This is a genomic window from Actinocorallia libanotica, assembly GCF_039525175.1.
Taxonomy (GTDB): domain Bacteria; phylum Actinomycetota; class Actinomycetes; order Streptosporangiales; family Streptosporangiaceae; genus Actinocorallia; species Actinocorallia libanotica.
Genome location: NZ_BAAAHH010000064.1, coordinates 1 through 26,224, shown reverse-complemented (window position 1 = coordinate 26,224; position 26,224 = coordinate 1). Strand labels below are relative to the sequence as shown.

The following is a 26,224-nucleotide window of genomic DNA, read 5'->3' as shown; positions in this document are numbered from 1 at the left end:
GGCCTCGGCCGCGGCCCGCGCCGCGGCCGCGGCGGCCCGCGCGTGCGGCAGGAACCGGCTTCCGTGCCCGGTCGCCAGCACCTCGCCGGGCAGCCGCTCGAAGAGCGCGTTCCCGAGCTCCTCCTCCAGCGCCTTCACCTGGTGGGACAGCGCGGGCTGGCTCACCCGCACCGTCCGCGCCGCCTCGGTGAACGATGCCTCCTCGGCGACGGCGATCGCGTACTCCAGCTGCCGGAGCCTCATACGCGCACCCTACCGCCGCGGCGGTCAGGCGCGGGCGGAGGAGAGGTCGGCGGCGGAGGCCAGGGCCCCGGTGACGTCCGAGGTGGTGAGGAGGCGGGCGCAGCGGTCCGCCGCGTACTGCAGGGCCTGGGCGTGGTGGGCGGCGGAGAAGTCGGCGACGGCGTCGGCGACGAAGAAGGGCTCGATGTCGGACATGAAGGCCTCGCAAGCCGTCATCAGGCAGCCGATGTGGGCGTAGACGCCGGTGACGATGAGCTGGTCGCGGCCCTGCTCGGCCAGGAGGCGGTGCAGGTCGGTGCGCTGGAAGGCGCTGTAGCGCCACTTGGTCAGCAGGGTGTCGCCGCCGCGCGGGGCCAGGTCGGCGATGATCGCGGCCGCCTGCGGGTCGGCGGGGATGCCCGGCCCCCAGAAGTCCTGCAGGAGGCCGCGCTGCTCCAGGGTCTGCGCGCCGGGCTGGGCGGTGAAGACGACGGGGACGCCGAGCCGGTCGCTCACCGCGCGCAGCACCGTGATGTTGGCGATCAGCGCCGGGATCGGCGAGGCGTCGCGCTGGAAGGCGTCGACGAAGTAGTTCTGCATGTCGTGGACGAGCAGGACGGCGCGGGCGGGGTCGGGGCGCCAGTCGACGCGGCCCGCGGGCAGGTCCTGCGGCATGGCGTAGGGGGTGATGCTGGGCAGTCCCATGGGGTACCTCGGGGTGGTCTCGGGCGGTCAGGGCCGGGTCAGGGTCTGGGCGAGGGCGCGGCGCAGATCGCGTTTGCTGATCTTGCCGACGCCGGTGACGGGGAACTCCCCGACGATGTGCATCAGGTCGGGGATCTTGTAGGCGGCCAGGCCGCGCTCCCGCAGGAAGGCGCGCAGCTCGGCGGCGGCCGGCGCCGGGTCCCGGGGCAGGACGAACGCGCAGGAGCGCTCGCCGATGAAGGCGTCCGGGACGCCGACGACGGCGGCGTCGCGCACGCCGGGGTGGGCCAGCAGGTGGTTCTCGACTTCCTCGGCGGAGACCTTCTCCCCGCCCCGGTTGATGAGGTCCTTCTCGCGGCCGGTGACGATCAGGTGCCCGGACGGCAGCCGCCGCACGACGTCGCCGGTCCGGTAGAAGCCGTCCGGGGTGAACGCGGAGGCGGCGTGCTCCTCGCCCTTGTAGTAGCCGCGGATGGTGTAGGGGCCGCGGGTGAGCAGCTCGCCGGGCTCGCCCGGCAGCACCTCCTCGCCGTTCTCGTCGACGACGCGGATCTCGTCGGCCTCGCTGATCGGGCGTCCCTGCGTCTGCAGGGCGTACCCTTCGGGCTCGTCCGCGCGGGTGTAGCAGACCAGCCCTTCGGCCATTCCGAACACCTGCTGGAGCGTGCAGCCGAGGACGGGGTGGACCCGGCCGGCGGCCTCGTCGCTCAGCCGCGCCCCGCCGACCTGGAGGACCCGGAGGCTGGACAGGTCGTGCGGGGTCCTGGCCGCGTTCTCCATCCACAGCAGGGCGAGCGGCGGGACGAGCGCGGTGAGCGTGACCCGCTCGCTCTCGATGAGGGGGAACGCGGCGCTCGGGGCGGGCTGCGGGGCCATGACGACGCGTCCGCCCGCGTGCAGCACGCCGAACACGCCCGGCGAGCTCATCGGGAAGTTGTGCGCGACCGGCAGCGCGGCGAGGTAGACCGTGGAGGCGTCCAGGCCGCAGATCTCCGCGCTGGCGCGGACGCTGTACAGGTAGTCGTCGTGGGTGCGGGGGATGAGCTTGGGCGTCCCGGTGGTGCCGCCGGAGAGCTGGAACAGCGCCACGTCCGACGGGTCGGCCTCCGGCCAGGAGGGGGCGTCGCCGTCCACGGCGGTTCGCAGGCCGTCCAGCGGAGTGAACTCCGCGGCGTCGCCCGCGACGAGCACGTGCCGCAGGGAGGGCGCCTCCTTCAGCGCGGCGCGCGCCAGGCCGCGGTAGTCGAAGCCGCCGTGCCGGTCGGCGATGACGTAGGCGACCGCCTCGGCGTGGCGGCACAGGTGCACGACCTCGTTGGCGCGGTGGGCGGGCAGCGAGAACACCGGGATCGCGCCGAGCCGGAACAGCGCGAAGGCGGTCTCCAGGAACTCCGCGACGTTGGGGAGTTGCACGACGACGCGGTCGCGGGGCCGCACGCCGATCCGGTGCAGCCCGGCGGCCAGGCGCGTCGCCCGCTCGTCCAGTTCCCGGTACGACCAGCGGTCGTCGCCGGAGACGACGGCGGTGCGGTCGCCGTGCTCGGCGGCGAGCCGGCCCAGCAGGGCGCCGAACGTCTCGCCGGTCCAGTAGCCGGCGGCGCGGTAGCGGGCCGCGGCCTCCTCGGGCCAGGGGGTGCAGTGCTCGAGCATGATCCTTCTCACAGGGGTCGGTCGATGCCCAGGACCCGCAGGAGGGTCTGGAGCTTGGCGGAGGTCTCGGCGAGCTCGCTCTCGGGGGTGGAGCCCGGCACGATGCCCGCCCCGGCGAACAGGCGGATCTCCGACGGCGCCACCTCGGCGCACCGGATCGTCACCGCCCACTCGCCGTCCCCGGAGGCGTCGCACCAGCCGACGGCTCCGCTGTAGAAGCCGCGGTTGAGGTTCTCGATCTCGCCGATGGCGCGGCGGGCGAGGCTCCGGGGGCTGCCGCAGACGGCGGGGGTGGGGTGCAGCACCGCCGCCAGGTGCAGGGAGGAGGTCTCGGGGGAGGCGAGCCGGCCGGTGATCTGGGTGCCCAGGTGCCACATCGTCGCGGTCTTGACCAGCGACGGCTGCGGGGGGACGGTCAGCTGCCGGCAGAAGGGCCGCAGGCCGGAGGCGACGGCGTCCACCACGACGGCGTGCTCCCGCAGGTCCTTGCCCGAGGCGAGCAGCGCCTCGCCCGCCGCGCGGTCCAGGTCGGGGTCGCGCAGCCGCGGCGTCGACCCGGCCAGCGGGTGCGCCGAGACCAGGGCGCCGGAGCGCCGGACGAGGAGTTCGGGGCTCGCGCCGAGCAGGACGCGCCCGCCGAGCATGTCGGCGGCGAAGACGTAGGCGTGCGGGTCGTTGTGCGCCAGGCGGCGCAGGAGCGTTCCGGGATCGGCGCCCCGCACGCCGCGCAGGAGCACCGAACGGGCCAGGACGATCTTCTCCAGCCGTCCGGGGCCCAGCCGTTCCAGTGCCGTGGAGACACCCCGCATGTACTGCTCGGGGGCGGGGATCTGCTCGGCCTCGGTGAAGGAGATCGAGGGCGGCTCCGGCAGGGGGCGCGCGGTGCCGGGGGGCGCCCAGCGGACGGTCTCGGGGACGGTGAGCCGCGCCGGGGTGTCGTGGTGGAAGGGGATCGCGCCCACGGCCATCGGCCGCGGGTGCCGCTCGGCCGCCTCGTCGAGCGTCGCGCGCACCCGGGTCAGGAGCGTGTCGGCGTCATGGGCGTTGCAGCTCGGCACGGTCGCCAGCAGGCCCTGGGCGAGCAGCGTGTGCCGCGGCGAACGGAAGAAGAAGGACCGGTGGGGGTCGTAGTCGTCCAGGAGGTCGAGGTCGGGTGTGGACTGCGTCAGGATGCTCAAGGGGGTCTTTCCGTTCCGTCAGGCACGCAGGGTCGCGCCGCCGTCGACGTAGAGGTCGTGCATGGTGATGTGCCGCGCCTGGTCCGACAGCAGGAAGAGCACGGCGTCGGCGACGTCGGAGGGCTGGGCGACGCGGCCGAGCGGGATGCCGGTGCGGAAGGCCGCGGGGTCCCCGGCGATCACGTCGCCGGCGTCGAGCCCGGCCAGCATGGGGGTGTCGGTGGAGCCGGGGGAGACCACGTTGCAGCGGATCCCGTGGGGGGCCAGCTCCAGCCCGAGGCAGCGGGTGAAGTGCGAGGCCGCGGCCTTGGAGGCGGCGTAGGCGGCCATCCCGGCGCGCGGGACGCCGCCCGCGTTGGAGGAGACGGTCACGATCGAGCCGCGGCCCAGCGGGACCATGCGCCTGGCGGCGGCCCGCGACAGGACGAAGACGCCCGTCACGTTCGTGGTGAAGGTGGCGGCCCAGTCCTCGTCCGAGGTCTCCAGCACGGCGCCGGGGCGCAGCAGCCCCGCCACGTTGACCAGCTCGGTGACCGGCCCGTGCGCCGCCTCCAGCCCGTCGAGGATCTTCTCCACGCGGGCGGTGTCGGCGACGTCGACGGGATGGCCCTCGGCGCGCAGCCCCTCGGCGCGCAGCTTCGCGACCACCTCGTGCACCGACCGGTCGTCCCGGTCCAGCGCCACGACGGTGCGCCCGGTGCGGGCGAGCGCGTGGGCGGTGGCCGCCCCGATTCCGCCTCCGGCTCCGCTGATGACCGTGACCATGAGCCCGCCCTTCGAACTTAGGCTTGCCTAATTTAGGTAAGCCTTGCCTATCTTTAGGGGGATGCTCCTTGATCGTCAAGCTCTTGATCGAAATCGGAGCCCCGGCTTGACAGGTCCAAGATCGACCCATCATCGTTAGGTAAGCCTTACCTAATAACAAGGGTGCGGGGCGGCGCGGGTTCCCCGCCCTCGCTCTCCCGTGCCGTGACCCGAGGAGAACGACCATGGCGGACGCTTCGCTGACACTCGAACGCATCCGCGCGGACGTCGCCGAGGTGCTCTACCTCACACCCGGGGAGATCGGGGACGACACCCACCTGATCGACCAGGGGCTCGACTCCGTCCGCCTCATGACCCTCGTCGAGCGCTGGCGTGCCGACGGGGCCGACATCGAGTTCGTCGACCTCGCCGACCTCGCCGCCGAGCCGACCGTCATGCGCTGGTCCCGGCTGCTCGGAAGCTGACTCCGGCGACCACCGGACCCCCCACCACAGGAGAACCATGAGATCCCCCATCACGTCCTTCCGCGGGCCGAGACTGCTGGCCGCGGCGCTGACCGCCGCGGCGCTGGCCCTGACCGGCTGCGGCGGGACCGAGGACGGGGCCGAGCCCGAGGCCCCGGCCAAGCCGGCGAGCAAGGTCGTCGAGGCGAGCAACGGCTCGATCACCATCCCGGGCGACCCCCGGCGCATCGTCAGCGTCATCTACGCGACCGGCGCGCTGCTGGACGTCGGCGTCACCCCGGTCGGCACCACCAAGATCGAGGAGCCGGTGGAGCTGACCGAGGAGCAGAAGCCCACCGGCGCGCAGATCCCCGAGATCGGCGCGGGCGACCAGATCAACCTGGAGAAGGTGGCCGAGGCCCGGCCCGACCTCATCATCGTCTCGGCGCCGGACTTCAACTGGCCGATCGACAAGCTGAGCCAGATCGCGCCGACCCTGTACTTCGAGGTCACCAAGCCCGCCGACCTGGTCGCCTCCGCCGAGAAGGTCGCGCAGGCCGTCGGCAAGGACGCCGAGCTCAAGAAGCTCAAGGACGCCTACGACGCGCGCGTCACCGAGGTGAAGGGCAAGTACGCCGACGCCCTGGCGAAGAACAAGTTCACCGTCGTCTCCACCTACGGCGGCGGCAACTACTTCCTGGGCACCCGCACCTCCTGGATCGGCCAGGTCGTCGACGACCTCGGCGGCGCCTTCACCGCGGCGTCCTCCGACAGCGCGACGCATGAGACCGAGGAGTCGCTGGAGAACCTCTCCAAGCTCGACGACGCCGACGTCATCCTCATCGGCAACTCCGGCGGGAAGTTCACCCCGGAGACCGAGAAGATGCTCGCCTCCAGCTCCTTCAAGCTGCTCAAGGCCGCCAAGAACGAGCAGGTCCACGGCATCGACTTCAGCTACGCCGACCGCTACACCACCATGACCGCCGTCCTGAACCAGATCGAGACGATCCTCCAGGGCCTCGGCTGATCCCGCTGAACCGAGGGGGCGGTCCCCCCGCCCCCTCCCGCGCCTGAAAGCGCGACCCAGCACGAGAGAGGACACGATGTCCGGCACCCCCCTCGCCCTGACCGGAGCCCAGAGCGGAGTCTGGTACGCCCAGCGCATCGACCCCGGTCACCCCGGCTTCAACGTCAGCCAGTACGTCGAGATCAGGGGGCCGCTGGACCACGAGGTCTTCACCCGCGCGGTCCGGCGGGGCCTGTCGGAGGCGGACGCCCTGGGCGTCGGCTTCACCGAGACCCCCGCCGGGCCCCGGCAGGTGCCCGGCGGGGCGCGGCCCGCCGACGTGGCGGTCGTCGACCTGCGCGGCCACGCCGACCCCGAGGCCGAGGCGCACACGCGGATGCGCGCGGAACTGCTGGAACCGGTGGCTCCGGTCGGCGCCGAGCTCGTCGGCCAGCGGCCCGACGTTCTCGCCGACGACCTGCACCTGTGGTTCCAGCGCTACCACCACATCGTCATCGACGGCTACTCCGTCATCCTCCTCGCCCGGCGCGTCGCCGAGCTGTACACCGCCGAAGCCCAAGGGCGCGAGCCCGCCGCCTCGCCGTTCCTGCCGCTGGCGACGCTGGTGGAAGAAGAAGCCGAGTACACCGCCTCCGCCGACTTCGAGGCCGACCGCGCCTTCTGGACCGCCTACCGGGGCGGCGCGCCCGACCCGGCGCCCTTCTCCGCCCGGCCGCGCCCCGCCGCACACACCTTCCTGCGGGAGCGTGCCGCCGCCCCCGACGAGGTCAACGAGGCGGTCCTTGCCGCCGCCCGCGCCGCCAAGGTCACCTGGGCCGACCTCATCACCGCCGCGTTCGCCGCCTACGTCCACCGGGTGACCGGTACGCCCGAGGCGCTGCTGGGCATGCCGTTCATGGGCAGGATGGGCACCCGCTCCGCGCGGGTCCCGGCGATGGCCGTCAACGTGCTGCCCGTCCGGGTGGCCGTGGACCTCGCCGCCACCCCGGCCGACCTGGCGCGGGAGGCGGCGCGGCAGATCGTCCGGGTGCGCCGCCACCAGCGCTACCGCAGCGAGGACCTCCAGCGCGACCTCGGCCTCGTCGGCTCGGACGTGCCGCTGGCCGGCCCCGGCGTCAACATCAAGCCGTTCGACTACCTGCTGCGGTTCGGCGACGCCGAAGGCTCCGCCCGCAACCTCGCCGCCGGTCCCGTGGACGACCTGGAGCTCACCGTCTACCAGCGGCAGAACACCTTCAGCTTCGAGTTCGACGCCAACCCCGACGCGCACACCGCCGAAGAGCTGCGCGCCCACCGCGACCGGTTCCTCGCCTTCCTCGGCGCGTTCGCCCGCGGCCACGAGGAGCCCATCGGACGGCTGGACGTCGCGCTGCCCGGCGAACGCGACTTCCTGACCGGACCGGAGGACGACGGCACGGCCGAGCCCGTCACCCGCGTGTTCGAGGCGCAGGCGGCCCGCACCCCCGACGCCGTCGCGCTCGTCGCGCCCGATGCCGTCCTCACCTTCGCCGAGCTGGAGGCGCGGGCCAACCGCCTCGCCCGGCTGCTGCGCGAGCACGGGGCCGGCCCCGAACGCATCGTCGCGCTCGCCCTTCCCCGCTCCGCGGACCTCGTCGTGGCGCTCCTGGCCGTCCTGAAGTCCGGCGCCGCCTACCTCGCCCTCGACCTGGAGCAGCCCGCCGAACGCCTGACGGAGCTGCTGGCCGAGACGAAGCCGGTCTGCGTCATCGGTGGCGGCGTCCCGCTGCCCGACGGGACGTCCGCCGTCCGGCCCCAGGACGCCGACGGGCAGGAGCCCGGCCCGCTCCCGGACGCCCCCGCCCCCGGACAGCTCGCCTACGTGATCTACACCTCCGGCTCGACCGGGCGGCCCAAGGGCGTCGAGGTCCTGCACCGCGGCCTGTCCAACCTGCTGCGCGACCACGGGGCCACCGTCTACGCCGAGGCCGCCGCCCGCGTGGACCGGCCGCTGCGCGTCGCCCACACCTTCGCGTTCACCTTCGACTCCTCCTGGGACGCGCTGCTCTTCCTCTTCCTCGGCCATGAACTGCACCTCGTGGACGAGAACGACCGCAAGGAGCCCGCCGAGCTGGCCGGACGCGGCTACGACGTCTTCGACACCACCCCGGCGTTCGCGCTGGAGCTGCTGGACGCCGGGCTGCTGGAGCGCACGCCGCCGCTGCTGCTGATGCTCGGCGGCGACGCGGCCGCCTCCGCCCTGTGGACGCGGCTGCGCGCCGTCGACGGGCTGCTCTCGCACAACTTCTACGGTCCCACCGAGTACACGGTCGACGCCCTGGGCGCGCGCCTGGCCGACACCGCCGAACCCTCGATCGGCAGGCCGGTCTCCGGCACCCGCGTCCGGATCCTCGACGCCGCGCTGCGGCCCGTCCCGCCCGGCGTCGCCGGCGAGCTGTACCTCGCCGGGTCCGGCCTGGCCCGCGGCTACCTCGCCCGGCCCGCCCTGACGGCCGACCGCTTCGTCGCCGACCCCTACGGCGAGCCCGGCTCCCGCATGTACCGCACGGGCGACCTGGTCCGCCGGGAGGCCGACGGGAACGTCTCCTTCCTCGGCCGGATCGACCACCAGGTCAAGATCCGCGGCCACCGGGTGGAGCCCGGCGAGGTGGAGGCGGCGCTCACCGCGTGCGCCGGCGTGACCCGCGCGCTCGTCGTCGCCCGCGAAGGCAGGCTCGTCGCCTACGTCACCGGCACCGCCGAGGAGGCAGGGCTGCGCGCCGCGCTCGCCGCCCGGCTGCCCGCCTACCTCGTGCCCGCCGCGATCGTCGTGCTGGACGCGCTGCCGCTCACCCCCGCCGGGAAGATCGACAGGCGCGCCCTGCCCGCCCCGGAATTCACCGCGGGCGGCCGCGCCCCGCGCACCCCGCGCGAGGAGACCCTGTGCGCGGTCTTCGCCGAGGTGCTCGGCCTGGCCCGGGTCGGCGCCGACGACGACTTCTTCACCCTCGGCGGCGACAGCATCTCCGCGATCCAGGCCGCCACCCGCGCCCGCCGCGCGGGCCTGTCCATCACCGCCCGCGACGTGTTCGACGGCAGGACGGCCGAAGGCGTCGCGCTCACCGTCCGCGAGGAGGCGGCCGTGCGGTCCGCGGACCCCGCGCAGGCGGTCGGCCCGGTCCCGCACACCCCCATCACCGCCTGGCTCCGCGACCAGGGCCCCGTGCCCGCCCGCTACAGCCAGGCGGCCGTCGTCGCCGTCCCCGCCACCGGGGAGCCGCGCCTGCGCACCGCGCTCCAGGCGCTCCTCGACCACCACGACGCGCTGCGGCTGGCCGTCACGCCCGCCGCGCCGTCCACAGACCGGGGCGCCGTCCCCGCATCCTCCACGGAGGGTCGTGCTTCAGCCGGGTGGGGGCTGAAGCACGGGAAGGGCGCCCCCGAGGTCCCCGGCGAAGTGCCTCCTCGCGCCGGGGACCTCACCCTCGACTCCGCTCCGTGGGAGCTGGAGGTACGGCCCGCCGGAAGCGTCGACGCGGCCGCGGTGCTGCGCCGGGTGGAGGCGGGCGCCGACCGCGACGCCGAACTCGACGCGGCGGCCGGCCGGCTCGATCCCGCGGCCGGAGTGATGGTCCAGGCCGTCTGGGGAGACGCCGGCGCCGGAGACGGCTGGCTGGCGCTCGTCGTCCACCACCTCGCGATCGACGGGGTGTCGTGGCGGATCCTGCTGCCCGACCTCCGGGAGGCATGGGAGCAGGCCGGAGACGGAAGAGAAGTCCGGCTGGAGGCCGTGGGGACGCCGCTGCGGGAGTGGGCGCGCTCGCTCGGCCGGGCGGCCGAGGGGCTGCGCGAGGAACTGCCCCTGTGGCGGGAGATGCTCGACGCGCCGCCCGCGCTCGGCTCCCGGGAGCCGGACCCGGCGCGGGACACCCTGAGCACGACCCGCACGCTGCACCGGGAGCTGCCCGCGGAACTGAGCGGGAAGCTGCTCGGGCCCGTCGGCGGGGTCTTCCGCGCCCGCGCGCACGAGGTGCTGCTGGCCGGGCTCGGGCTGGCGGTCGCCGCCCGGACCGGGCGGCAGGACGTGGTCGTACGGGTCGAAGGACACGGACGGGAGGAGGAACTCGGCGGAATCGACGCCGACCTCGGCCGGACGGTCGGCTGGTTCACCTCCGAATACCCGGTGCGGCTGCCGCTCGCCGGAGTGGACGTCGCGGGCGCGCTCGCGGGCGGACCCGCGGCGGGGGAGGCGCTCAAGCGCGTCAAGGAGCGGCTGCGGACGCTCCCGGGCAACGGCGTCGGCTACGGCGTGCTGCGCCACCTGGACGCCGAGGGCGCGGCGCTCGCCGAGCTGCCCGAACCGCGCATCCTCTTCAACTTCCTCGGCCGGTTCGGCGGAGGCGACGGCGCGCACTGGACCCCGGCGGCCGGAGAGGACGCCTTCAGCGTCCGCACCGAGCCGGACATGCCCGTCGCCCACCCGCTGGAGGTCAACGTCTTCGTCCGGGAGACACCGGACGGGGCCGTCCTGAACGCGCACTGGATCTGGGCGGAGGGGCTGCTCACCGAAGCCGAGGTCGAGGCGCTCGCCGACGCCTGGCGCACGGCGCTCGAAGGCGTCGCCGCGCACGCCGAAATGCCCGGCGCGGGCGGGCTGACCCCGTCCGACGTGCCGCTCGCCCGGCTCGACCGGGCGGCGCTCGACGCGATCCAGGCCGAGCACCCCGGCGTCGTGGACGTGCTGCCGCTGTCGCCCCTGCAGGAAGGGCTGCTCTTCCACGCGGCCTTCGCGCCCGACACCGTCGACGTGTACACCTCCCTGGTCCACCTGGACCTCGAAGGCGAGCTCGACAAGGCCGCGCTGCGCTCGGCGCGCGGCGCGCTGCTGCGGCGGCACGACGGGCTGCGCGCCGCGTTCGTGCACGAGGGCGTGGACCGGCCGCTCCAGCTCGTCCACGCCGCCGTCGTCCCCGACTGGCGCGAGACCGACCTGTCGGGCCTGTCCGGCGAGGCGCTCGCGGAGCGGCTCGCCGAGACCGCGCGCGCCGAGCTCGCCCACCGGTTCGACCCGGCACGGCCGCCGCTGCTGCGCTGCCTGCTGGCGCGCACCGGCCCGGACGCCCACCGGCTCATGCTCACCACCCACCACCTGATCATGGACGGGTGGTCGACGCCGACGTTCCTGCGCGAGCTGATGGACGCCTACCGGGGGACCGAGCCGGCGCCCGCGCCGAGCTTCCGCCGCCACCTGGAATGGCTGGACCGCCGGGACACCGCCGCGATGACCGCGGCGTGGCGGGAGGCGCTCGCCGGGCTGGAGGGGCCGACGCTGCTCGTCCCCTCCGCCGTCGGCGCGGCGCCCGCGACACCCGTGGAGCGGACCCTGCCGCTGCCCGGCCGCCGGCTCGCCGCGTACGCGCGCCGCCACGGCCTGACCCTCAACACCGTCGTCCAGGGCGTCTGGGCGCTGGTCCTCGGCGCCGCCACCGGCCGCACCGACGTGGTGTTCGGCACGACGGTCTCGGGCCGCCCCGCCGAGCTGGACGGCGTCGAGCAGATGGTCGGCCTGTTCAGCAACACCGTCCCCGTCCGCGTCCGCCTGGACCCCGCCCTGCCGCTGCCCGCCGCCCTGGCGGAGCTCCAGCGCGAGCAGGCCGCCCTCCTGGACCACCAGTACCTCGGCCTCGCCGAGATCCAGACCGCCGCCGGCCTGGGCACCGGCCTGTTCGACACCCTGCTGGTCTTCGAGAACTACCCGGCGGGCGACGACCTGGCGGCCCGCAGCGGCCTGCGCGTCGCCGGCGTCGGCAACCGCGGCTTCACCCACTACCCCCTGTCCCTCATGGTCCTGCCCGGCGACGACCCCCGCCTGGTCCTGGAGCACCGTCCCGACCTCCTGCCCGAACCGGTGGCCGAGGACCTCGCCGCCCGCCTGGCCGCCACCATCGACCTCCTCCTGGCCGACGACACCCGCACCGCCGCACGCCTCGACCCCCTCACCCCCGCCGAGCACGCCCTCCACGCCCGCCTCGACACCACCGGCCCCGCCCCCGAGGCGCTGCCGGACGCGGTGAGCGCGTTCCGCGCCCGGGTCGCCGAAACCCCCGACGCCCTCGCGGTCGTCTCAGCCGGCGAACGCCTCACCTTCGCGGAACTGGACGAGCGGGCGAACCGCGTCGCGGCCGGCCTGGCCGCCCGAGGCGCCGGCCCCGAACGCATCGTGGCCCTGGCCCTGCCCCGCGGCGTCGACATGGTCGCGTCGATCTTCGGTGTGCTGAAGACGGGCGCCGCCTACCTGCCCCTCGACCTCGACCACCCCGTAGAGCGCCTGCGCCTGATGATCGAAGACGCCCGCCCCCTGTGCGTGGTCGGCGCCCCCGCCGACCTCGCCGGACTCGAAGGCGTGGGCGGCGTGGAGCTCGCCGGGCTCGCCGGGCTGCTGGAGAACGCGCCCGTCGATCCGGGTGTCGTGCCGGAGGCCGGGTCGCTGGCGTACGTGATCTACACGTCGGGGTCGACCGGGCGGCCCAAGGGGGTGCTGGTCCAGCACGGCGGGCTGGCGAACCTGCTGGACCACCAGCGGACGTCCGTGATCGCGCGGGCGGTCGAGGCCGTCGGCGGGCGGCGGCTGCGGGCCGGGCTCGTGCTGTCGTTCGCGTTCGACTCCTCCTGGGAGCAGCTGATCGCGCTGGTGTGCGGGCACGAGCTGCACGTGTTCGACGACGCCACGCGGCGGGACCCGCAGGCGCTCGTGGCGGCGTGCGCGGCCGAGGGCATCGACACGATCGACGTCACGCCGACGTTCGCGGCCGAGCTGCTGGCCTGGGGCCTGCTGGAGAAGGCGCCGCCGGTGCTGTTCCTGTTCGGCGGCGAGGCGGTGCCCGAGCAGATGTGGCGGCGGGTCGCCGAGAGCGGCGTCGTCGCGCACAACTACTACGGGCCGACGGAGTACACCGTCGACGCGCTCGGCGCGGACTTCACCGCCTCGCCGGCCCCGACGCTCGGCGGGCCGGTCGCCCGCACCCGCGCGCACGTGCTGGACCGGTGGCTGCGGCCCGTCCCGGCGGGCGTGCCGGGCGAGCTGTACCTGTCGGGCGCGAGCATGACCCGCGGCTACCTGGGCAGGCCCGGCCTCACCGCCGAGCGGTTCGTCGCGTGCCCGTACGGCGCGCCGGGCGAGCGCATGTACCGCACCGGCGACCTGGTGCGCCTGACCTCGGACGGCATGCTGGAGTTCCTCGGCCGCACCGACGACCAGGTGAAGATCCGCGGCTTCCGGGTGGAGCCGGGCGAGGTCGAGGCGGTCCTCACCGGACTGCCCGGCGTCGCCCGCGCCGCGGTGGTCGTCCGCGACGACCGCCTCGCGGCGTACGTCGTCCCGGCGGCCGGGCACCGGACGGACCCGTCGGAGCTGCGGGGGCTGCTCGCCGCCCTCCTGCCCGCCCACCTCGTCCCCGCCGCGTTCGTCCTCATGGACGAGCTGCCGCGGAACGTCAACGGCAAGCTGGACCGCTCGGCGCTGCCCGAGCCGTCCGACACCGCCGCGGGCGCCGCCCGCACGGCCCGCGACGTCCGCGAGGAACTGGTGACGGCGGCCTTCGCCGAGATCCTCCAGACCCCCGTCGCACCCGACGACGACTTCTTCGCCCTCGGCGGCCACTCCCTCCTGGCCACGCGCCTGGTCTCCCGCATCCGCGCCGCCCTCGGCGCCGACCTGGCCATCCGCGACCTCTTCACCGCGCCCACCCCGGCGTCCCTCTCCCGCCGCCTCACCACCTCCTCCACCCGCCCCCGCCTCCGCCCGATGCCGGCCTCCCCGACCCCCGGCGGACGGACTCCGCTGTCGCCGGCGCAGGCGCGGTTGTGGTTCCTGCACCGGATGAACGAGGCGGCGACGGACTACGCGATCCCGTTCGCGCTGCGGATCGAGGGCGACGTCGATGTCGCCGCGCTGATGGCGGCCTGGGACGACGTCCTGGACCGCCACCCCATGCTGCGGACCGTCCACCCGGACGTGGACGGCGTGCCCTACCAGGAGGTCCTGCCCGCCGGGCCGCGGCTCGCGCTGATCTCGGCCGCGCCGGACGAGGTGGACGGGCTCGTCGCCCGCGACGAGGCGACGCCGTTCGCGCTCGCGTCCGAGGCGCCCGTGCGCGCCACCCTCTACCGGCTCGGGCCGGACGCCTGGACGCTCTCGGTCGTCGTCCACCACATCGCCGGAGACGAGTGGTCGCAGGCCGTCCTCCTGCGCGACCTGGACACCGCGTACACCGCGCGCCGCGCCGGAGAGGCGCCCGCCTGGGCGCCCCTTCCGGTCACCTACGCCGACTACACCGCCTGGCAGGCCGAACTGCTCGCGGGCGAGGAGGCCGACCGGCAGGCGGAGTTCTGGACCGGGCGGCTCGCGGGCATGCCCGCCGAGCTGGAACTGCCCGCCGACCGCCCCCGCCCGCCCGTCCCCGACACCACCGGCGACGCCGTGACCGTCACCCTGCCCGCCGCCCTGCACGAAGGCGCCGCCCGCGTCGCGCGCGCCACCGGCGCCACCCCGTTCATGGTGTGGCAGGCCGTGACGGCACTGCTCCTCGGCCGCCTCGGCGCAGGCGACGACATCCCCCTCGGCGTGCCGGTCTCCGGCCGCACCGACGAGGCGCTGGACGACCTCGTCGGCCTGTTCGTGAACACGCTCGTCCTGCGCGTCCCGCTCAGCGACGACGGCACCTTCACCGACCTCGTAGCCCGCGTCCGCGCCGAGCAGTTCGCCCTCCTCGACCACCGCGACCTCCCCTTCGAACGCCTCGTGGAACTCGCGGGCCACGAACGCGTCCCCGGGCGCCACCCCCTTTTCCAGGTGATGGTCATGCACCACCGCGCCGCCGCCGAAGACGGCTCCCTCCTGGGCGCCCGCACCTCCCTCGCGGCGGACGCGCACACCCACGCCCGCTTCGACCTGGCGTTCGGGTTCCGCGAGGGCGACGAGGCCACCGACCTCACCCTCATCTACGCCAAGGCGCGTTTCGACCGGGAGACGGCCGAGCGGTTCGCCGCCCGGATGGAGGCCCTCGCCCACCGGCTCTTCGCCGCACCCGACGCGCCTCTCTCGGCCGCCGACGCCCTGACGGACGCCGAACGCGCCGCGATCCAGAGGGAGTGGAACGCCACCGGCCACGACGTGCCCGGCACGACCCTCGTCGCCCTGCTGGACGACCAGGCGCGCCGAACCCCCGACGCGACGGCCGTCGTCTTCCAGGACGCGGTGCTCACCTACGGCGACCTGCACGCCCGCGCCGACGCCCTCGCCGCCGTCCTGCGCGCCCGGGGGGCGGGGCCCGGCCGGATCGTGGCCCTCGCCCTGCCGCGCTCGCTCGAGCTCATGGTCTGCCTCCTGGCGGTCCTGAAGTCGGGCGCCGCCTACCTGCCCCTCGATCCCGACGACCCGCCCTCCCGCCGCGCCTCGATGCTCGAGGACGCCGCCCCGGCGGCACTCCTGTCCCTCCCGGGCCTCCCCTCGGTCCCCGGTCTCACTCCTGTCCCGCCGACCACTCCCTCCACACGGGCCGGTGAGCCGAACATGTCCGCCGCGGGAGTCCGTCCCGGCGTGCCCGAAGGGATCGTCCTCCACACGGCGGGCATGGCCGCCGTGCCGGTCCGGGAGGCCGTGCCCGGCGACGCCGCGTACGTCATCTTCACGTCCGGGTCGACCGGGCGTCCGAAGGGCGTCGTGGTGCCGCACGGGGCGATCGTGAACCGGCTGCGGTGGATGCAGGCCGAGTACGGGTTGACTCCAGAGGACAAGGTGCTGCAGAAGACCCCCGCGACGTTCGACGTCTCGGTGTGGGAGTTCTTCTGGGCGCTGTGCGAGGGCGCCTCGGTGGTGCTCGCCGAGCCCGGCGGCCACCGGGACCCTGCGTACCTGGCGGGGATCATCAGGCAGCGGGGGATCACGACGCTGCACTTCGTGCCCTCGATGCTGAAGGCGTTCCTCACCGACCCCGGGGTGCCCGCCTGCACGAGCCTGCGGCGCGTGTTCACCAGCGGCGAGGCCCTGCCCGCCGACACCGCGCAGGGGCTGCACGACCTGCTTCCCGTCCAGCTGCACAACCTGTACGGGCCCACCGAGGCCGCCGTGGACGTCACCTACTGGCCGTTCCGGCCCGGCGCGCGCAGCGTGCCGATCGGACGGCCGGTGTGGAACACCCGCGTCCACGTGCTGGACGCACGGCTGCGGCCGGTGCCGGTGGGCGTGCCGGGCGAGCTGTACCTCGCCGGAGTCCAGCTCGCCCGCGGCTACCTGAGCCGCCCTGGCCTGACCGCCGAACGCTTCGTCGCCGACCCCTTTGGCGCACCCGGCGAGCGCATGTACCGCACCGGCGACCTCGTGCGCTGGAACGCCTCGGGCGAGCTGGAGTACCTCGGCCGCACCGACCACCAGGTGAAACTGCGCGGCCTGCGCATCGAACCCGGCGAGATCGAGGAGGTGCTGCGCGCCCGCCCCGACGTCGCCGACGTGGCCGTCATGGCGCGCTACGACCGGCCCGGCGCGGGACGGCTCGCCGCCTACCTCGTCGCGGACGGCGCCCTCGCGGAGACCGCGCGGATCCGCGCCGACCTGGCGAAGGCGCTGCCCGCCCACATGGTGCCGGACGATTTCGTGGTGCTGGAGGAGATGCCGCTCAGCCCCAACGGCAAGCTCGACCGCAAGGCGCTCCCGGCCCCGGAACGCCCGGCCCGCCGCCGCGCGGCACAGCCGGCCCCGACGGCCCCGACGGCCGCCGCGCCCGCGAAGGAAGCAGAGGCTCCCGCACCGGAGTCCGGACAGCCGCAGCAGGCCCTGCAGACCGTCGCCGGACGCGCCGCCCTGCTGGCCGAGGTGTTCGCGGCGATCCTGGAGCTGCCCGGCGTCGATCCCGAGGACGACTTCTTCTCGGTCGGCGGCGACAGCATCCTGTCGATCCAGGTGGTCGCCCGCGCCCGCAAGGCGGGGCTGGAGATCAGCCCGCAGGACGTCTTCCAGCACCGCACCCCGGCCGCCCTGGCCGCCGTGGCGAAGGTGAAGGAGCGGCGGGCCGACGGCCGCCGGGTCGCGGCCACCGGCCCGCTGCCGCCCACCCCGGTCATGCACTGGTTCCGGGAGCACGACGGCCCGATCACGCCCTTCCACCAGGCGGTGCTGGTGCGCACCCCGGTCCGCGCCGACCTGGCCTCGCTGACCGCGGCCGTCCAGGCGCTGCTGGACCACCACGACGCGCTGCGGATGCGCCTGGACCGCCCCGGCGGCCTCTGGTCCCCGCACGTCCCCCCGGCGGGGAGCGCGCACGCGGCGGGGATCGTGCACCGCGTGGACGCCGCCGGAGCGGACGGCGAGCGGCTGCGCGGACTGGTCGCCGCGGCCTCCGAGGCGGCGGCCGGCCGGCTCGACCCCGAGACCGGGACCATGGTGCAGGCGATCTGGTTCGACGCCGGACCCGCCGCGCCGGGACGGCTCCTGCTCCTGGCGCACCACCTCGTGGTGGACGGGGTCTCCTGGGGCGTCCTGCTGCCGGACCTGCGCACCGCCTGGGAGGCGGCGGCCACCGGCGCCGCGCCGCGGCTGGCCGCCCCGGACGTCTCCTTCCGCGCCTGGGCGCACCGCCTGGCGGCCGAGGCGTACGCGCCGGAGCACCTGGCGCACCTGCCGCACTGGCGCGACCTCGGTGCCCCCGAACCCCCGCTCGCCGAACGGACGCCCGACCCGGCGAAGGACACGGCGGCCACCCTGCGGTCCCTGGAGTTCACACTCCCCGAGGCCGACACCGAGGTGCTGCTGGGCGACCTGCCGAAGGCGTTCCACTGCGGCGCCGAGGACGCCCTGCTGGCCGGGCTCGCGCTCGCCGTCGTGCGGTGGCGCGAGGGCCGGACGCCCGGCGCCGGCCCCTGGCTGCGGATCGACGTGGAAGGCCACGGCCGCGTCCCCCTGGACGGCCTCGACCCGTCGCGGACGGTCGGCTGGTTCACCTCCGTCCACCCCGTCCGGCTCGACCTGGCAGGCCTGGACGCGGCGGAGGCGGAGAACGGCGGACCGGCCGCGGGCGACCTCGTCAAGAAGGTCAAGGAGCAGGTCCGCGCCGTGCCGGGCTTCGGCTACGGGCTGCTGCGGCACCTGCACCCGCAGGCCTCCGCCAAACTGGCGGCGGGCACCCGCCCGCAGATCCTGTTCAACTACCGGGGCCGGCAGGACCCGGCGGCGTCCGCCGCGGCGCACTGGCCGTTCGCCGCCGAGGCCGACGCCGTCACCGCCGCGCCCCACCCCGGCCTCCCCGTGCCCTACCCGCTGGAGGCCGACGCCGTCGCCGTCGCGGGGACCGGCCTGAGGATCGGGCTCTCCTGGCCCGCCGGGCTGCTGGACGCCGACGCCGTCCGGCGGCTGGGCGAAGGCTGGCTGGCCGCGCTCGCCGCCCTGGCCCGGCACGCGCGCGGACCGGCCGCGGGAGGCCGCACACCATCCGACCTGTCCCTGGTCTCTCTGGGGCAGCGGCAGATCGACAAGCTTGAAGCAATGCTGAGGAGCAGACGAAAGTGACCGAGTCGGCACTGGAAGACGTCTACCCGCTGTCGCCACTCCAGAAGGGCCTGCTGTTCCACGCCCTCTACGACGACGGCGACGGGGACGTCTACACCGTCCAGTCGTACCTGGACCTGTCCGGCCCGCTGGACGCCGGGCGGCTGCGCGACGCGGTCGAGGCCGTGCTGCGCAGGCACGCCAACCTCCGCGCCGGGTTCTGGTACGAGGACCTGGACGAACCCGTCCAGTTCATCCCCTCGGCGGTGGACGTCCCGTTCACGGTGGCCGAGGGCGACCCGGACGACGTCCTGGACGCCCAGTGGGAGGTCCCGTTCGACGTGGCCGACCCGCCCCTGGTCCGCTTCACGCTGGTGCCGTCCGGGCCCCTGACGCACCGGCTCGTCATCACCGCCCACCACCTGCTGCTCGACGGATGGTCGATGCCGGTGCTGCTGCGCGAGCTGTTCGCCTTCTACGACGGCACGCCGCCGCCCGCCGCCCGCCCGTTCCGCGAGTACCTGGTGTGGCTTCAAGGACGTGACGCCGAGAAGTCCGCCCTGGCCTGGAGGGAGGCGCTGCGCGGTCTTGCCACACCCGCGCTCGTCGCCCCCTTGGGGAGCGGCGCGGGACCGGTCTCCGAGCTCGCGGTACCGCTGCCCGACGGCCTCGCCGTCCGGGTGGCGGAGGCCGCCGGACGGCTCGGCGTCACCCTCAACTCCGTCGTGCAGACCGTGTGGGGCCTGACCGTGGGCTCCCTCACCGGCTCGGCCGACGTGGTGTTCGGCGCGGCGGTCTCCGGCCGCCCCGCCGACCTCGAAGGCGTCGAGGACATGGTCGGCCTGTTCGTGAACACCGTGCCGGTACGGGTGCGGACCGATGAGTTCGAGACCTTCGGCGAGCTGGTGCGGCGTGTCCAGGACGAGCAGGCGCGGCTGCTGGACCACCACCACGTCGGCCTGGCCGACGTGCAGCGCCTCGCCGGGACCGGCACGCTCTTCGACACCCTCCTGGCTTTCGAGAACTACACCGGCGACGCCTCCGCGCTCACCGCCGACGGCATCACCGTGACGGGTCTGGGCGCGCGCGACGCCACCCACTTCCCGCTCGGCCTGACCGTCCAGCCCGGCCGCGACGCCCTCGACCTCACCGTCAACCACCGTCCCGAGCTGGTGGACGCCGCCACCGCCGCCCGGATCGCCGCCCGCCTCACCGACCTGCTCACCGCGTTCGCCGACGCGTCCGCCCAGATCCCGCCCGCGCTGCCGCGCCTGGGCGAGGGCCACACCGCGAGCGCGCCCCAGGAGGCCGGGGTCCTCGCCCCCTACCGCGAGCCCGCCGAGGGCACCGAACGCCTGCTCGCCGACCTCGTCGCCGAACTGCTCGACCAGCCCGAGGTCGGCGCCGACGACGACTTCTTCGCGCTCGGCGGCGACAGCATCGTCTCCATCACCCTCGTCGGCCGCGCCCGCGCCGCCGGTCTCGCCCTCACCGCCCGCCAGGTGTTCGAACACCGCACGGTCGCCGCGCTCACCGCCGTCGCCGAGGCCGCGGGCGAACCCGTGGAGACCGCGCCGCAGGGCCAGCCCCTGGTCGAGCTGACCGAGGCCGAACGCGCCCTGCTGCCCGCGGAGGCCGAGGACGTCCTGCCGCTGTCCCCGCTCCAGGCCGGCCTGCTGTTCGAGTCCGGCTATGACACCACCGGCCGCGACCTCTACATCACCCAGCTCGTCGTGGACCTGCGCCGCCCCGTGGACGCCGCCGTCCTGCGCGCCGCCGGCGACGCCCTGCTGGCCCGCCACCCGAACCTCCGCACGGGCTTCCTCCAGGACGGGCTGTCCCGCCCCGTCCAGGTCGTCGTCCCGCCCCGCCCGATGCCGCTGCGCGAGGCCGACCTGACCGGCGCGGACGAGGACGCCCTGGCCGCGCTGATGGAAGCCGACCTGGACGAGCGGTTCGACCTCGCCGACCCGCCGCTGATCCGGATGACCTCGGTACTGCTCCCCGGCGGCGTCCAGCGGATCGTCGTCACCCACCACACGCTGCTGTGGGACGGCTGGTCGTCCAGCCTCGTGGTCAAGGAGCTGCTGGCCCTGTGCGAGGGCGGCACCGAGCTGCCCCCGGCCACCTCCTTCCGCCGCTACCTGGAGTGGCTGGAGGGCCAGGACGGGCAGGAGGCCGCCGCCGCGTGGGCGCGGTCCCTGGACGGCGTCGCCGAGCCGACGCTCGTCGCCCCCGGCCACACGCTGCGCGGCGGCGAGGCCCCCGGCATGGTCCTCACCGAGGTCCCGGCCGCGCTCGCCGGCGCGGTCACCGACCTGGCGCGCGGCCGAGGACTGACCCTCAACACCGTCATCAGCGGCGTGTGGAGCCTGCTCCTGGCCTCCCTCACCGGACGGGAGGACGTCGTGTACGGCGCGACGGTCTCCGGCCGCCCCGCCGAGGTCGCCGGGATCGAGGACATGATCGGCCTGTTCCTCAACACCGTCCCGGTGCGGGCGCGCCTGCGCCCGGACGAGCCGCTCGTGGACTTCCTGGCCCGCTTCCAGAACGAGCAGGCCGCGCTGCTGCCCCACCACCACGCGAGCCTGGCCGACATCCAGCGCGCGGCGGGCCTGCCGCAGCTCTTCGACACCCTCCAGGTCGTGCGCAACACCCCCGCCGACATGTCCGAGCGCGACCGGCTCTCGGAGCGCTTCGGCATCGAGGAGGTGGACACGCTCGACGCGACGCACTTCCCGCTGTCGTTCACCACCAACCCCGGCCTGCCGGGCGAGCCGATGTCCTTCGAGTGGAAGTTCCGGTGCGACGTGTTCGACGCCGCGCGGGTGGAGGCGATGTCGGCACGGCTCATGGGGCTGCTGGAGCAGCTCGTCGCCGCGCCGCGCACCCCGCTGTCGGCCCTGCTGCCCCTCACCTCCGGCGACCTGGCGCGCCTCGACGGCTGGAACGCCACCGAGCGCGCCTTCCCCGAGGTCACCATCGCCGACCTCCTCGCCGACCAGGTGGAGCGCACGCCCGGCGAGACGGCGCTCGTCTTCGGCGCGGAGCGGGTGACCTATTCCGAGCTGGCGGCGCGGGTGAACCGGATCGCGCGGTTGCTGATCGCGCGTGGTGCGAGTCCGGAGAGGGTCGTGGCGCTGGGTCTGCCGCGTTCGGTGGACATGGTGGCGGCGCTGTTCGCGGTGTTGGAGACCGGTGCGGCGTATCTGCCTCTGGAGCTGGACTACCCGGCCGAGCGGTTGGCGTTCATGCTCGAAGACGCATCCCCGCTGTGCCTTCTGACCACCGAATCCGTCGCGAAGACCCTGCCGGAGGCGGAGCAGACCATCCTGCTGGACTCCACCGAAGTCGTGGCGGAACTGGCAGGTCTGTCCGGGGACACCGTGACGGACATCGACCGCATCGCCCCGGTCGGACTCGACCACCCCGCCTACGTCATCTACACCTCGGGTTCCACGGGCCGTCCCAAGGGCGTCGTCACCCCCTACCGGGGCCTGACGAACATGCAGTTCAACCACCGCGAGGCCATCTTCGAGCCGGTGGTGACGGCCGAAGGCGGGCGGCGCCTGCGGATCGCGCACACCGTCTCGTTCTCCTTCGACATGTCGTGGGAGGAGCTGCTCTGGCTCGTCGAGGGCCACGAGGTGCACATCCTCGACGAGGAACTGCGCCGCGACGCCGACGCGCTCACCGCCTACTGCGCCCGGCACCGCATCGACGTCATCAACGTCACCCCCTCCTACGCCGGTGAGCTGCTCGACTTCGGCCTGCTCGACTCCGGCCGCCACCGGCCCGCCCTGGTGCTGCTCGGCGGCGAAGCGGTGTCGGAGGCGTTGTGGACGCGTCTGCGCGAGACCGAGGGCGTGCTGGGCTACAACCTGTACGGTCCGACCGAGTACACGATCAACACCCTCGGGGGCGGCACCACCGACAGCGCGACCGCGACCGTGGGCCGTCCCATCTGGAACACCAGGGCCCACGTCCTGGACGCCTGGCTGCGTCCCGTCCCGCCCGGAGTCCCCGGCGAGCTGTACATCGAGGGCGTCGGCATGGCGCGCGGCTACCTCGACCGTCCCGCCCTGACCGCCGAGCGCTTCGTCGCCAACCCCTTCGGTGCCCCCGGCGAGCGCATGTACCGCACCGGCGACCTCGTCCGGTGGCGCGAGGACGGTCTCCTGGACTACCTGGGCCGCACCGACGACCAGGTCAAGATCCGCGGCTACCGGATCGAGCTCGGCGAGATCGAGGACGTCCTCACCCGCCACCCCGAGGTCGCGCAGGCGGCCGTCGTCGTCAGCGACCGGGGCGAGACCCGGCGGCTCGTCGGTTACGTCGTGCCCGTCGCCACCGGCAAGAGCGCCGACGACCTCGACCAGGTCCAGGAGTGGAAGGAGGTGTACGACGCCCAGTACGCCCAGGGCCCCGCCGAGGCGTTCGGCGCGGACTTCGTCGGCTGGACCAGCAGCTACGACGGCGCGCCCATCCCCGTCGAGGAGATGCGCGAGTGGCGCGACACCACCGTCGCCACGATCCGCTCCCTGGGCGGGCGGCGCGTGCTGGAGCTGGGCGTCGGCACCGGCCTGCTCATGTCGCAGCTCGCCCCGGACGCCGAGGACTACTGGGCGACCGACCTGTCGGCCCCGCTGATCGAGACGCTGCGCGGCCAGGTCGCCGCCCACCCGGACCTCGCCGGGAAGGTGACGCTGCGCTGCGCGCCCGCCCACGACGTGAGCGGGCTGCCGCACGGCCACTTCGACACGGTCGTGCTGAACTCCGTCGCCCAGTACTTCCCGAGCGTCGAGTACTTCGAGACCGTCATCCGCAACGCGCTGACCCTCCTCGCCCCCGGCGGCTCGCTGCTGCTGGGTGACCTGCGCAACCTGCGCGGCGCGCGCTGCTTCCAGACCGGCATCCACCTCGGCCGCACGGAAGCCGGGGTGGATGCCGCCGCCGTCCGCGCGTCGGTGGACCGCGGCCTGCTGCTGGAGAAGGAGCTCCTGGTCGACCCCGGCCTGTTCGCGTTCCTCGCCCCGACGCTGCCCGGCGTCACCGGCGTGGACGTGCGCATGCGCAGAGGCCGGGCGCACAACGAGCTGACCCGCCACCGCTTCGACGCCGTGGTGCGCACCGGCCCGGTCGCCGACCTGTCCGGAGCGCCCGTCCTGCGGTGGGGGAGCGACGCCGCCGACCTGGACGGGCTCGCCGCCCGCCTGCGCGGGATCGACGGCCCGGTACGGCTCGCCGGGGTGCCCAACCCGCGCCTCGGCGGCGAGTCGGCGGCCCGCCGCGTCCTCACCGACGACGTCACGGCCGCCGCGGCCCTGCGCGCCCTGCTCGCGGCGCCGTCCGGCGTGGAACCCGAGGACCTCCACGACCTCGCCGCGTCGCTGGGCCTGACCGCCCTGACCACCTGGGGCGAGGGCGAGGACCTCTTCGAGGCCGTCTTCACCCCCGAGGACGGCGCGTTCACCGGCCTGTACACGCCGCCGTCCGCCGCCCGCGACGTCCTGGCCGCCTACGCCAACGTGCCGGGCCGTTCGCGGCAGGCCGGAGCGCTCACCGGCACGCTGCGCGACTGGCTGAAGGAGCGGCTGCCCGACCACATGGTCCCCGCGTCGATCATGACGCTGGACCGGCTGCCGCTCACCACCAACGGCAAGCTGGACCGGCGCGCCCTGCCCGAGCCGGACGCCGGCTCGGCCTCGCGGAGCCGCCCGCCCGCCACCCCGCAGGAGGAGACCCTCGTCGCGCTCGCCGCCGAGGTGCTCGGCGTGCCCGTCGGGGTGGAGGACGACTTCTTCGCCCTCGGCGGCCACTCCCTGCTGGCCACCCGCCTCATCACCAAGGCGCGGGCCGCCCTCGGCGTCCAGCTGACCATCCGCGACCTGTTCGAGGAGCGGACGGTCGCCGGGCTCGCCGCCCGCGCCGCCGGAGCCGAGAGCGGAGCCGACCGGCCCGTCCTGGCGCCGTGCCGCCGCCCGCCGCGCGTACCGCTGTCCTACGCCCAGCGCCGGCTGTGGTTCCTGCACCAGCTCGAGGGGCGCAGCGCCGCCTACAACATCCCGCTGGCGCTGCGCGTGCGCGGCGAACTGGACCTCGCGGCCCTGCGCGAGGCGCTGCGCGACGTGATGGAGCGGCACGAGTCGCTGCGGACGGTCTTCGGCGAGGAGGACGGCCTGGCCCACCAGGTGGTCGTCACCGGCGCCGAACCCGTCCTGGAGGTCGAGGACGTCACCGAGGAGACGCTCCCGGACGCGGTGAACACCGCCGCCCAGTACGCCTTCGCGCTCGACCACGAGCTCCCGCTGCGCGCCAAGGTGCTGCGGCTGGGCCCCGGTGAGCAGGTCGTGGTGTTCCTCTTCCACCACATCGTCGGCGACGAGTGGTCGATCCGGCCGTTCATCACCGACCTGACCGCCGCCTACCGGGCACGGCGCGAGGGCGTCGCACCCGTCTGGCGACCCCTGCCCGTCCAGTACGCCGACTACACCCTCTGGCAGCACGAGCTGCTCGGCGACCTCGCCGACCCGGACAGCCTCATGTCCGAGCAGGCCGCTTACTGGCGCACCGCGCTCGCCGGGCTGCCCGAGGAACTGGCGCTGCCCGCCGACCGGCCCCGGCCCGCCGTCGCCACCTACCGGGGCGGCACCGTGGACCGGGAGCTGCCCGAAGGCCTCGTCCGCCGGATCAAGGACCTGGCGGCGCGGACCGGCGCGACGACGTTCATGGTCATGCAGGCCGCCGTGGCGGCGCTGCTGCACCGGCTCGGCGCGGGCGACGACATCCCGCTCGGCAGCCCCGCCGCCGGCCGCGACGACGACGCCCTGCAGGACCTCGTCGGCTTCTTCGTCAACACGCTGGTGCTGCGCGCCGACGTGTCCGGGAACCCGGCGTTCACCGAGCTGGTCGACCGGATCCGGCGCACCGACCTGGAGGCGTTCGCCCACCAGGACCTGCCGTTCGAGCGGCTGGTCGAGGCGGTCAACCCGCCGCGCTCGGCGGCGCGGCACCCGCTGTTCCAGGTGATGCTGGGCTACCAGAACCTCACCGGCGGCAACGACAGCCTGTTCGGCCTGGAGACCCGGCCGGAGCCGTTCGCGACCGCCGGCTCCAAGTTCGACCTGGACTTCAACGTCATCGAGTACACCGAGGCCGGCGGTTCGGGCGGCGTGGAGTTCGTCCTGGAGTACGCGCACGACCTGTTCGACACCTCCACCGCCGAGCTGCTGCTGGCCCGGCTGGAGGCGCTGCTGGAGCAGGTCACGGCCGACCCGGCGCGGCGCGTCACCGACATCGACCTGCTGACCGTGGCCGAGGCCGCGCGGATCGACGGCTGGAACGACACGGCCTACCCGCTGCCGGAGGCCACCGTCGCCGACCTCCTCGCCGACCAGGTGGAGCGCACGCCCGGCGAGACGGCGCTCGTCTTCGGTGCGGAGCGGGTGACCTATTCCGAGCTGGCGGCGCGGGTGAACCGGATCGCGCGGTTGCTGATCGCGCGTGGTGCGGGTCCGGAGAGGGTCGTGGCGCTGGGTCTGCCGCGTTCGGTGGACATGGTGGCCGCGCTGTTCGCAGTACTGGAGACGGGTGCCGCCTACCTGCCTCTGGAGCTGGACTACCCGGCCGAACGCCTGGCGTTCATGCTCGAAGACGCCTCTCCGCTGTGCCTTCTGACCACGGAAACCGTCGCGAAGACCCTGCCGGAAGTCGAGAAGACCATCCTGCTGGACTCCAC

At 74.7% G+C, this 26,224-nt stretch carries 9 protein-coding genes; 4 read left to right on the top strand and 5 right to left on the bottom strand.

Annotated features, from left to right (window positions below; translation table 11 throughout):
* The 5 genes from ABD140_RS37940 to ABD140_RS37920 form a co-directional block, all read right to left on the bottom strand.
* A partial coding sequence (locus tag ABD140_RS37940; RefSeq protein ID WP_344247538.1) for a LysR family transcriptional regulator occupies positions 1–243 on the bottom strand: 243 nt, incomplete at its 3' end.
* Between the two features lie 24 nt (positions 244–267).
* Positions 268–927: an isochorismatase family protein gene (locus tag ABD140_RS37935; RefSeq protein WP_344247536.1), complete on the bottom strand. Its 660-nt coding sequence runs from the start codon at positions 925–927 to the stop codon at positions 268–270.
* A 27-nt stretch (positions 928–954) separates the two neighbouring features.
* The gene (locus tag ABD140_RS37930; protein ID WP_344247534.1) at positions 955–2,577 is read right to left on the bottom strand and encodes a (2,3-dihydroxybenzoyl)adenylate synthase; all 1,623 of its coding nucleotides are present in this window, start codon (positions 2,575–2,577) and stop codon (positions 955–957) included.
* Between the two features lie 8 nt (positions 2,578–2,585).
* Positions 2,586–3,755, bottom strand: a complete 1,170-nt coding sequence (locus tag ABD140_RS37925; RefSeq protein WP_344247532.1) for an isochorismate synthase — start codon at positions 3,753–3,755, stop codon at positions 2,586–2,588.
* An 18-nt stretch (positions 3,756–3,773) separates the two neighbouring features.
* Positions 3,774–4,520: a 2,3-dihydro-2,3-dihydroxybenzoate dehydrogenase gene (locus ABD140_RS37920; RefSeq protein ID WP_344247530.1), complete on the bottom strand. Its 747-nt coding sequence runs from the start codon at positions 4,518–4,520 to the stop codon at positions 3,774–3,776.
* A gap of 224 nt (positions 4,521–4,744) precedes the next feature.
* Here ABD140_RS37920 and ABD140_RS37915 point away from each other — a divergent pair, with 224 nt between their 5' ends.
* The 4 genes from ABD140_RS37915 to ABD140_RS37900 form a co-directional block, all read left to right on the top strand.
* Positions 4,745–4,984, top strand: coding sequence for a phosphopantetheine-binding protein (locus ABD140_RS37915; protein ID WP_344247528.1), 240 nt, complete (start codon positions 4,745–4,747; stop codon positions 4,982–4,984).
* A gap of 37 nt (positions 4,985–5,021) precedes the next feature.
* Positions 5,022–5,990 (top strand): ABC transporter substrate-binding protein, encoded by a 969-nt coding sequence (locus tag ABD140_RS37910; protein WP_344247526.1) that lies wholly within the window; start codon positions 5,022–5,024, stop codon positions 5,988–5,990.
* Between the two features lie 76 nt (positions 5,991–6,066).
* A complete protein-coding gene (locus ABD140_RS37905) occupies positions 6,067–18,507 on the top strand; it encodes an amino acid adenylation domain-containing protein (RefSeq protein ID WP_344247524.1) in 12,441 nt (4,146 codons plus the stop codon).
* Positions 18,504–26,224 (top strand): amino acid adenylation domain-containing protein (locus ABD140_RS37900; protein ID WP_344247522.1); only part of this gene is annotated, 7,721 nt, incomplete at its 3' end. The genes ABD140_RS37905 and ABD140_RS37900, both read left to right, overlap by 4 nt.

Excerpts from the sequence above, each read along its gene's own strand:
- ABD140_RS37935 (WP_344247536.1), bottom strand. The coding sequence starts at position 927 with ATGGGACTGCCCAGCATCACCCCCTACGCCATGCCGCAGGACCTGCCC.
- ABD140_RS37930 (WP_344247534.1), bottom strand. The coding sequence starts at position 2,577 with ATGCTCGAGCACTGCACCCCCTGGCCCGAGGAGGCCGCGGCCCGCTAC.
- ABD140_RS37920 (WP_344247530.1), bottom strand. The coding sequence starts at position 4,520 with ATGGTCACGGTCATCAGCGGAGCCGGAGGCGGAATCGGGGCGGCCACC.
- ABD140_RS37915 (WP_344247528.1), top strand. The coding sequence starts at position 4,745 with ATGGCGGACGCTTCGCTGACACTCGAACGCATCCGCGCGGACGTCGCC.
- ABD140_RS37910 (WP_344247526.1), top strand. The coding sequence starts at position 5,022 with ATGAGATCCCCCATCACGTCCTTCCGCGGGCCGAGACTGCTGGCCGCG.
- ABD140_RS37905 (WP_344247524.1), top strand. The coding sequence starts at position 6,067 with ATGTCCGGCACCCCCCTCGCCCTGACCGGAGCCCAGAGCGGAGTCTGG.